This is a genomic window from Spirochaetota bacterium (assembly GCA_026415295.1).
Classification (GTDB): domain Bacteria; phylum Spirochaetota; class JAAYUW01; order JAAYUW01; family JAOAHJ01; genus JAOAHJ01.
On record JAOAHJ010000014.1, the window covers coordinates 1 to 9961 of the forward strand.

General features: G+C 20.9%; 12 protein-coding genes. 2 read left to right on the plus strand and 10 right to left on the minus strand.

What is annotated here, in order from left to right:
- A partial coding sequence (locus tag N3A58_03510; protein ID MCX8058465.1) for a hypothetical protein occupies positions 1–693 on the plus strand: 693 nt, incomplete at its 5' end.
- 61 nt (positions 694–754) lie between these two features.
- Here N3A58_03510 and N3A58_03515 read toward each other — a convergent pair.
- From N3A58_03515 to N3A58_03555, 9 genes are all read right to left on the minus strand, one after another.
- Entirely contained in the window at positions 755–1402 is a 648-nt protein-coding gene (locus N3A58_03515; protein MCX8058466.1) for a hypothetical protein, read from the minus strand.
- A 51-nt stretch (positions 1403–1453) separates the two neighbouring features.
- Positions 1454–2869, minus strand: coding sequence for an adenylosuccinate lyase (purB, locus tag N3A58_03520; GenBank protein ID MCX8058467.1), 1416 nt, complete (start codon positions 2867–2869; stop codon positions 1454–1456).
- Positions 2870–2886: 17 nt separating this feature from the next.
- Positions 2887–3969 carry an NAD(P)-dependent oxidoreductase gene (locus tag N3A58_03525; protein MCX8058468.1) on the minus strand — a complete coding sequence of 361 codons (1083 nt, stop codon included), beginning with the start codon at positions 3967–3969 and terminating at the stop codon, positions 2887–2889.
- 13 nt (positions 3970–3982) lie between these two features.
- A complete protein-coding gene (locus N3A58_03530) occupies positions 3983–4918 on the minus strand; it encodes an RluA family pseudouridine synthase (GenBank protein ID MCX8058469.1) in 936 nt (311 codons plus the stop codon).
- A 13-nt stretch (positions 4919–4931) separates the two neighbouring features.
- Positions 4932–5639 carry a signal peptidase II gene (lspA, locus tag N3A58_03535; protein ID MCX8058470.1) on the minus strand — a complete coding sequence of 236 codons (708 nt, stop codon included), beginning with the start codon at positions 5637–5639 and terminating at the stop codon, positions 4932–4934.
- A 98-nt stretch (positions 5640–5737) separates the two neighbouring features.
- The gene (locus N3A58_03540) at positions 5738–6037 is read right to left on the minus strand and encodes a hypothetical protein (GenBank protein ID MCX8058471.1); all 300 of its coding nucleotides are present in this window, start codon (positions 6035–6037) and stop codon (positions 5738–5740) included.
- Between the two features lie 309 nt (positions 6038–6346).
- Positions 6347–7213 (minus strand): S-methyl-5'-thioadenosine phosphorylase, encoded by an 867-nt coding sequence (gene mtnP, locus N3A58_03545; GenBank protein MCX8058472.1) that lies wholly within the window; start codon positions 7211–7213, stop codon positions 6347–6349.
- A gap of 89 nt (positions 7214–7302) precedes the next feature.
- Positions 7303–7581 (minus strand): YggT family protein, encoded by a 279-nt coding sequence (locus tag N3A58_03550; protein MCX8058473.1) that lies wholly within the window; start codon positions 7579–7581, stop codon positions 7303–7305.
- 16 nt (positions 7582–7597) lie between these two features.
- Positions 7598–8323: a YggS family pyridoxal phosphate-dependent enzyme gene (locus N3A58_03555; protein ID MCX8058474.1), complete on the minus strand. Its 726-nt coding sequence runs from the start codon at positions 8321–8323 to the stop codon at positions 7598–7600.
- 137 nt (positions 8324–8460) lie between these two features.
- On the opposite strand from N3A58_03555, the gene N3A58_03560 reads away from it, so the two are divergent.
- Positions 8461–9663, plus strand: coding sequence for a PilZ domain-containing protein (locus N3A58_03560; GenBank protein ID MCX8058475.1), 1203 nt, complete (start codon positions 8461–8463; stop codon positions 9661–9663).
- Positions 9664–9733: 70 nt separating this feature from the next.
- Here N3A58_03560 and N3A58_03565 read toward each other — a convergent pair.
- A partial coding sequence (locus N3A58_03565; protein MCX8058476.1) for a hypothetical protein occupies positions 9734–9961 on the minus strand: 228 nt, incomplete at its 5' end.

Here is a 9961-nt window from a genome sequence, read left to right on the forward strand (position 1 = left end):
TATGAAATTTTACCCTTTATTAATTTAAATTCAGGTTTAAGATACAATGAAACTGACTTAAAAAGTATTAACGAAAAAACAAATTTTAATACAAAAAAAATTATAAAAATTATTGATTTATCATTATTTTTCTCTTTTATTCCTATGAACTTAGATAATTTCATTAATGATAATAATATTGATGCTATATACATTGATTTATCTAAATCTTTTGGAATCCCAATAAATTATATAATTTTTTATTTTAAAAGTCTAAATATATTTGATTGCAAAATAATTTTTCAAAAATTTGACGATGTTAATGTTAAAATTTCTATTATTTCAATGATCAAATTTTTTAAAAAGTTTGGAGTATATAAACTTATAAATCTTACTACTAGAAATTACTATTTTATTTATAATAAACTTAATGAAATAGCTAACTCTTCAATTCATAATAATAAAATTAAATTTAAATTAAATCAAATTCCTTCTAATTATTCAAAATATAACAAAGATTATTTAAGAAAATTTCCATCCTTTTTGATTCCAATTGAGTTTGAGTCAGATAAATTAGCATCAGAAATATATAATAAGCTTTTAGAAAATAAAATATTTACTGAACTTTATAAAAATTTTATTATAATTTCACCCTCTTTTTATAATACCCTTGAAGACTTTAATCTATTTTTAGACACATTAAAAGAAATATAAAAAACAAAATTTAATTATAATTTTAAATAAAAAATTATAAAATAAGAACTTAAAATATAATCTATATTTTAAAAAATCTTATCTGAAAAATAATTGATATATACCACATATTAAATTTATCAATAAATGGATAATTTATATCATTTGCATTTGTAGAAAAATTAGAATTTGTTAATTGTAAATATATTTGTCCATCAGTTCTGGAACCCAACATAAAACCTATACCAACACCAAAAAACCAATAAAAACTCTTATATAAAAACATTTTATTATCTACAAGTGTTGTATTAGTAGCCGGATTAACAAGATCAAATAAAAGAGAAAATCCAATCCCTATGTTTGAAAAAATAGAAAAGGGTGCAGAAACAGGAAATCTAATTCGAAGGGTCCCATAAAAAGGAATAATAAAAGAACTAGAGTCTTTATAAATTTGATTTAATTTTGACCATTTAATTCCTGTAAAAATAATATCTGAACCTAATCCATAAAAAACAGATTCATCAAAATCTTTACCAAACTCAAGCTTTACATGAGTTCCTGAAATAAAACCAAAACTTGTCCCGAAAGGAAAGACAAAACCAAATCCTGGAGTAAAAGCTGAATTTTGGGCATAAACAATTTCAAATTCAAACAAGCTTAAAAATATTATAAAAAATAGAAAATATTTTAATTTGATTTCCCTTTTTTTCGTTAGATTATAAAAATTCATAGCATTTTCCTATTTAAAAATCAAAATTATCTATAAAATTCATTTCTTCTTTTAAAATTTTCGATTCATTAACAAATTTCTTAAATCAAGATTCTTATCGATTTCTTCTACGACTTTATCAACAATACTTGAAGAAAGACCTATATAATTTTCAGGATAAAGATTTATTAACCTATTTCTATCAGCTTCATTTATATCTAGAGTTTTAACAAATTCATTTAATACTTCAAAATTTATTTTTCTACCTCTAGTAAATCCTTTCAATATTTCATAACCATTTTTGATTTTATTTTTTCTCATTATAGTTTGTATAGCTTCCGATAAAACTTCAGGATTCTCCATTAAATCTCTTTTTGTTTTTTCTTCATTTAATTCTATTTTTTCGAGTCCTTTTATAAGAGAACTCAAACCAATATTAAAATATGAAAAAACCAGAGAAAGATTTCTTAATAGAGTAGAATCTGTTAAATCTCTTTGCATCAAACTCACTATCAATCTTCTAGATAAAAACTGAGCTATATTTTGTGAAATTTCAAAATTTCCCCATGCATTTTCAAAATCTATTGGATTAACTTTATGAGGCATAGTAGAACTTCCAACTTCTGTTTCAACTTTTTTCAGTTTTAAATAATCATTTGAGATATATAGCCAGAAGTCTCTACATAAATCAATTAAAACACCATTCAATATAGAAAATTCATTTAATATTCTACTAATAAAATCATGTGGCTCAATTTGTTTTGTAACAATGTTTTGTGAAATACCAAGGGAATTTAAGAATCTTTTAGTAAATTCTATCCAATCAATTTCCGGATAAGCTAAAAAATGTGCTGCAAAATTACCTGTTGCTCCATTTATTTTACCATATATATCAATAGAAAGAATATTTTTAGTAGAATCAAAAATTCTTTTTAAAAAATAACTTACCTCTTTTCCAAAAGTAGTAGGAGTTGCTGGTTGGCCATGAGTTTTGGAAAGCATAGGGCTATCTTTATATTTCAAAGATAACTCTTTAATTTTAAAAATAATTATCTGAATTTCTTTTATAAAAATTTCTCTTAAATAATCCTTTATCATTAAAGCATAGGAAAGATTATTAATATCTTCAGAAGTTAAACAAAAATGAATAAACTCATTTTCATCAATTTGACAAATTTCTTTGAGAAAATATTCAACAGCTTTCACATCATGGTTTGTTATTTTTTCAATTTCTTTAATTCTTCTTGCATCTTCAATCGAAAAATTATCAATTTTGGAAATCAATTTATTTAACTTATCCTTTTCTTTTATTTCAATTTTTAAATTTTCAATCAAAAAAAGAAACCACTTTATTTCAACGTAAATCCTTCTTTTTATTAATCCATATTCTGAAAAAATTTCTCTTAAATTATTTACTTTTTCTCTATATCTCCCATCAATTGGAGATAAAGAAAATAGTGGATCTAAAAAGATATCAAATGAATTCATATAAACCTCTAATTTTTTTATAATAGATGTTTACTTTTATACCAAAAAAAAGTTTCCTCAATCATACTATCAATATCATATTGAAAAGTATACCCTGAATTTAAAAATAAATCTTTATTATAAATCCAATTTTTTTTTGAAATTTCAATTATTTTTTCAAAATTTATTATTGATTGATTTTTTTGAAATAAATTTATAAAATATACTATTATTGCAAAAATTATAACGAAAAAAATTGGGACATTAATATATATATAATTACCTTTTTTATTTGCAAGATCTCTAACTTTATTAATAAAATATTTAAAATCAAGAGGATTTTTATAACCTATATGTATAACTTTATTATTAAAATTTTTAAAATTAATTATAAAAAATTTTATTATCTGCGTTACTTCCTTAGAATATATTACATCAAATTGAAAATTTTTACCAATACCAAAAATTAATTTTTTTAGAACCATTTTAAATAAATTCAACCCATCCATATCATAAGGACCGAGAATTGATGGAAATCTTAATATAATAAAATCTTTAATTTTTTCTTTTATATATAACTCAGCTTTTAATTTACTTTTACCATAGTTACTTATTGGATTTTCAATATCTTTTTCAGAAATTAAACTTCCTTTTTTTGAAGGACCACATGATGATTGAGATGAAAAAAATATAAACTTTATTATTTTATAATCATTATTATTTTTATCTATATTAATATTTTTATTATTAATATTATTCAAATTTATCTCAAAAATTGCATCAACTATATTTTTTGTTAAACAAAAATTATATTTGTAATAATCTATCTTTCTCTTTGCCTTAGTAACCCCCGCCAAATGAATTATGAAATCAACATCCTTAATATTTTTTTTTATATCTTCTTTATTAAAAAAATCAACAGTCCTTGTTTCAATTTCTGAACAATTTAATATAAAGTTTTTAATATTTTTAACATTTGAATTTTCCCTAAGTAGTAAAATTAGTTTATAAGGAAACTCTTTATCTTTGTTTTCTTGTTTATATTTATTATTTAATTCAATAAATTCTTGAATTAAATTTTTACCAATAAAACCAGTAGAACCAGTAATACCAATTAACATAGTCACCTCAAATTTATATTATATTTTTTTTGTTATTTTTTATCAAAAAAAATTTAAATCTATCTGGAATTCTACAAATTATACTAACATAATTATTTGTTAAAGGATGCAAAAATTCAATTTTATAAGAATATAACAATAACCCATAATCTTTATAATATTTATCTTTTGGGGAATTGTATATTATATCCCCAACAATTGGAAATCCTCTATCTGCAAATTGTACTCTAATCTGATGTGTCCTGCCAGTAATAAGTTTAATATTTGCAATAAAAAACTCATCAAAAAAAAATATAGGTTTAAATTTAAGTTGGGCAAATTTACCCTCTTTATTTTTAGTTGTAAACTTTAATCTATTAGTTTTGTCTCTACTTATATAATCTTCTAATAAATATATTTTATTTTTAATTAAATTAATTTTGCTTTTATTGTAACATATCGCAAAATAGTATTTTTTAATTTTTCTTTTCTTAAATAATTCTCTAAATTTTTCTTGAGTATATTTATCTTTAGCAAATAAAAGAATTCCTTCTGTATCCTTATCTAATCTATGGATAATACCTGCATCATTTAAATATATTCCTTTCTCAATTAAATATTGCATAATGTAATTACAATATGTATCTTGATAGTGTCCAGCTGATGGATGAACAGGTATTCCTGGTTCTTTTTTTACTATTAAAAAATAATTATCTTCATATATTATATTAATATTTCCTTTTTGGGGAACTATTTTATCAGATATTTCATTATATCTTAGTCTTATAAATATTCTGTCTCCTTTTTTTAATTTTTTTGAAAGTTTACAACTTTTATCATTAATTAATAATTGGTCTATTGAATTTTTAATAAAGGATCTACTTTTATTAATTTTAATAGCTAATACCGTATCTACTCTTTCTCCCTCTTCTAGATCAGTAGCGATAAAAGAATAAATTTCTTCTTTCATAGCCTCTAAGATTTTAGTTTCTTCCAATATTATTATTATCTAAATTTTCTATATCAATTGAATCTTTATTTGAATTTAATCCAGAAATCTTTTCATTTAAAATTTTATTCTTATATTCACTATTTTCATTCTTAATTTTTTCAACATTTGGTTCCTCTATACTTTTAACATCATTCTCTAAACCTTTTACTTCATATTTGTGTTCAAGAAAAATAAAATAAATAATTAACATTATTATCCCAACAGTTACAAATAAATCAGCAAAATTAAATATTGGTAAGCTAGAATAATAAAATCCTTTAAACTTAAAAGTTGGCAATTTTATTTCAATAAAATCTATAACTTTTTTCCTAAATAATCTATCTATAAAATTACCAAATGCTCCACCAATTAAAAAGGAAAAATTTATTAATAAATAATTATTAAGAAGATTCCTTTTATAAATATATATAAAAAATCCAATCAATATAGCAATTGCAATAATTGTTATTATAACAACTCCATTAAATATAGTTCCATCATTTAATTGACCTCCAAAGCCCATCAAAAACCCTCTGTTTTCAATATATGTTAAATATAGTAAATTTTTAATTATTTTAATAGATTGATAAAGATGAAAATTTTTAATGATTAAAAATTTAGTAAATTGATCAATAAATATAGTTAAAAAAACTATTATTACGATTTTTATTAACTTCTTTCTATTATCATACATTTTCATTTTAAAATCCTTTCTTTTCATTAATTACTTATAAATAAAATAATTACAATTATTAAATTAAAATTATAAATGAAAAACAATATAATTATATTTATTATTTATTTTTTAACTTTTTTATTTTTTAAATAATCATTATAAACTATATCAAAACCAAAAATAAAAAAAGTTACGTACATAAGTATTTTCTGATTAGTATCCCACTCTCTATCAAAACTTCCATATATTAAAAAATTATTCAATCTCATCAATTCTCTAAAATAAATATATATAAAAGGAATAGATATAAAGAAAAGTATTTCTGCTCTTCTTAAATATGTCTCTTCTTGTTCATTATCTTTATATATTTTAAAATTTAAGTTAATATTTTCATAAATAAAGTTATTAAAAGTTAAGCTCAAACAATTTTTATTATAGATAAAATTTATAAAATTAAAATTTACAAAAAAATCCCAAACATAAAAATTCAAAAAAAATTTTTTAAATAAAATATTATTTAGATAATTTTTAAAAGTTAGATATTCATTTGCATAAATTGTATTTGACAAAAAAAGAAATAAAATAATAAAAAAGAAAAACTTTAATATAAAATTTAATTCACTCTTAATGATAATTTTTATACCTCAATTATTTTCTTATAATTTTAAAATAAAGAAATAATAAAAATACAAGAATATTAAATATTATATAAAAAATTATAAATAAAATAATTAAAAATATTTGCTTAAAAAAAGTTCAAGCTTTCTATATACCTTTCTATCAATATAATCTTTAGAAGTTTGAACAGCATATTGTAAAGCATTTACGCATTCACAATTTCTTTCTTCAGGTATATCTTTAAAAATTTCTCTAATAATAACCTTAACATTATTAACATTTTTTTTTACATTTTCTATTACCATGGCAACATTAACTATCTCTTCTCCTTCTCTCCAGCAGTCATAGTCAGTCGACATAGCAATCATCCCATAACATATTTCTGCTTCTCTAAAAAGTTTTGCTTCAGGTAATGCTGTCATTCCTATAACACCAGCTCCAATCATTCTATAAAAATTTGATTCTGCCTTTGTTGAGAAAGCTGGCCCTTCCATACAAACATAAGTTTCATTTTTATGAACTCTTAAACCTAAAGATTCTATCTTTTTAGCAATAAATTCTTGAAGTTCAGGACAAAAAGGATTTGCAAAACTGATATGCCCTACAAGCCCATCTTCAAAAAAGGTTGATTCTCTATTTTTGGTTCTATCAAATATTTGAAAAGGTACTACAAAATCTGTTGGTCTTATATCTTCTTTAAGTGAACCTACTGCAGAAATGGCTATCACTTTTTCAACTCCAATATATTTTAATCCCCAAACATTTGCTTTTTGTGGAATATTTGATGGTAAAATAACATGACCTTTGCCATGCCTTGGTAAAAAAGCTATTTTATTTTTTGTTCCTTTAAAATAACCAACTTTAACTTTATCAGACATTAAACCATAAGGAGTATTTATGTTAAGTTCTTTTTCTATAATAAGATCTTCAATATCAGTAATACCTGAACCCCCTATAATTGCATACTTAACTTTATCCATATTACCTCCAAATATTTACGATTTTTTATGATTTATTCAATTTTTATAAAAATTAAAAATTTTTAGTCTAGCTTAAGTAATTTTATTTTTTATTTAACTAAAAGTAAAAAAATATTTTTTATAATTTCAATCAAAAGAATTAAAATAATATAAGAAAAATCAAACATTTTATACTCAGTATTAACAATTTTTTTCATTAAACTTACAATTGGTAAAGTTACTTTTAAGAAAAATATTCTCAAAGTATTTAAAAATTTATAATTATAAATAAATGGATTGACTTTGTATAAAATATCTAAAATTAAGGAAACAAATAAAATTAATTCACATATATAAAAAAAACTGTAAATTATTTTTATTAATAACATCTTAACCTCTAAATTTTCAATATTTTCTTCTACCAAAAATAGCTGAACCTATTCTAATCATATTAGCTCCATGTTTTATAGCTAAGAGGAAATCATCACTCATCCCCATAGATAAAATAGAAAAATATTCTTTGCCATAATAACTTTGTGCTTTTTCAAATAAATCTCTCATTTTCTCAAATTCTTTCTCTTTAATAACTTTATCTTCAGTTAATAGCCCAACTGACATTAAACCTTTTATTCTAACATTTTTAATATCTTTTTTAAACGTATAATCAATTAAACTAAATAGCTTATCAGGTGAAACTCCTGATTTCTGAATTTCTTCTGAAATATTGACTTCGAATAAAATATTAATAATTTTATTATTTATAAAATTTGATCTTCTGGCTATTTCATCTACAAGAGATTCTCTGTCAACTGATTGTATGAATTCAAAATATTCAATAGCTTTTTTTACCTTATTAGTTTGTAATGTACCTATCATGTGCCATGAAATATCTTTTATATTTTCATAAATCTCATTTATCTTCTCAATTTTTTCAATTGCTTCTTGAACTCTATTTTCACCAAAACATTTTATACCATTTTTGTAAGCTTCTATTATATAATCTACACTAAATGTTTTACTTACAGCAACTAATTCAATATTATATGTTATATTATTAATCCTTTTTATATCTGAAATAAGTTGAAATATTTTTTCAATGTTATTTTTAATAAAATTTAAATTATTTTCCATTTGTATAAAAATAAATAATACATTATATTTTAATTGATATCTATTTTAATCAAATTAAATTTATAAAAATATATAAATATAATTTTTTTTTTCAAGAAATATTGGATAAATATCGATAAAATAAAAAAAGTTTTTCTATGGAAAACTTAAAAGGTCCACATGATAATATTATAAAATCTCTTATCGACAAAGAATTTTTATATAAATCTATTGTTGATAATAATATACCAGTTACAATTTATATAAAAAACAATGTTTCTTTTGATGGATTTATAATATCATATGATAGATTTTCTATCACTATTAAACACAATTCTAACTTACCTCTTTCACCATTTCAAAAAATACAAGTTTCATTTTTCTTTAGAGAAAATAGACATATTTTTGAATCTTCTATAAAAAATATTATTGATTCAAAAACTTTTTCTATAAAAAATCCTGAAATGATATTTAGGAACCCAAAAAGAAAATACCAAAGAATTACAATAGATGAGTTATCTCATATACAGATATTTTTTAAAGATGTAAGTGTCCAACTTAATTTCCCGGAAACAGAAAAATTTTGTCCTTTTCCTTATGAAAAATTTAAAGATAAAAAATTGGATACTGTAGAAAATTTACTAAAAAATTTTAAACAAAAAATGTCTGTTTTTTCCAAAAATAAAATAGTTATGCTTAGGGATAAACAGCCAAATACTCTAGAAGAATTTTTAATTATAAAAACTGGTAAATCTTTTTATATCCCTAATGTTAATTCTTACTTTCCTGATACAGACTTATATGATAGAGATCTAGTTATTGTTAAACCAGACTTAATAGAATATTGGAAGTTAATGGGAACAGAAGTTAAAGACCCAAATTCACAAATTAATAGTCTATTAAAGATTAAAGAAAGCAGAGGTATATACTCTGAACTTTTTTTTCCTGTTATTTATAAAAAATATGTTATATCTTACATTTATATAATGAATCAAATTGATAAAAAACAACAAATTCCTTTCAATATAATTCCAAAGCTTGAAGAATTTGGTAAATTAATGTTAGCTACACTAATCCAATATAAATATTTTGAAAAACTAGAAGAAAAATCTAAACAAACTGAATTAATTGACCTTTCTGCAGGAGGCCTTCAATTTGGAACCATTGATAAAACTATTATTGACAATATTAATATTGATGATAATATTAAAATATCTTTTTCCATTAAAGGTCAATATTTTTACCTTGAAGGAATTATAAGAAGAAAATATCAATTTGAAAATAAATGGTATTATGGAGTTCAGTTTATCAATTATCCATTAGAAACACAACAACAATTAGAAAAATTATTATATAATTAATAATTAAATAATGATTAAATATATAAAGCCAATATAAATTAAATATATAATTTTTATATAATAAATTTAACTAAAATCTATTAATTTTAAAATCTTTCCATAAATCAAATGTTTTTAAAAAAATGTTTAAAAAAATTTTTATTATAAATTCTATAAAAAACTTAATTTTTATATAAAAAATATAAAATCTATTTCTAAGGTTAGTTTTACATTGTTTTAAAACTGAACTATTAATGTATTCATTATAACTACTATATTCCTTACTTATATTTTTTAATTCTAAATAAAAAATATCAAA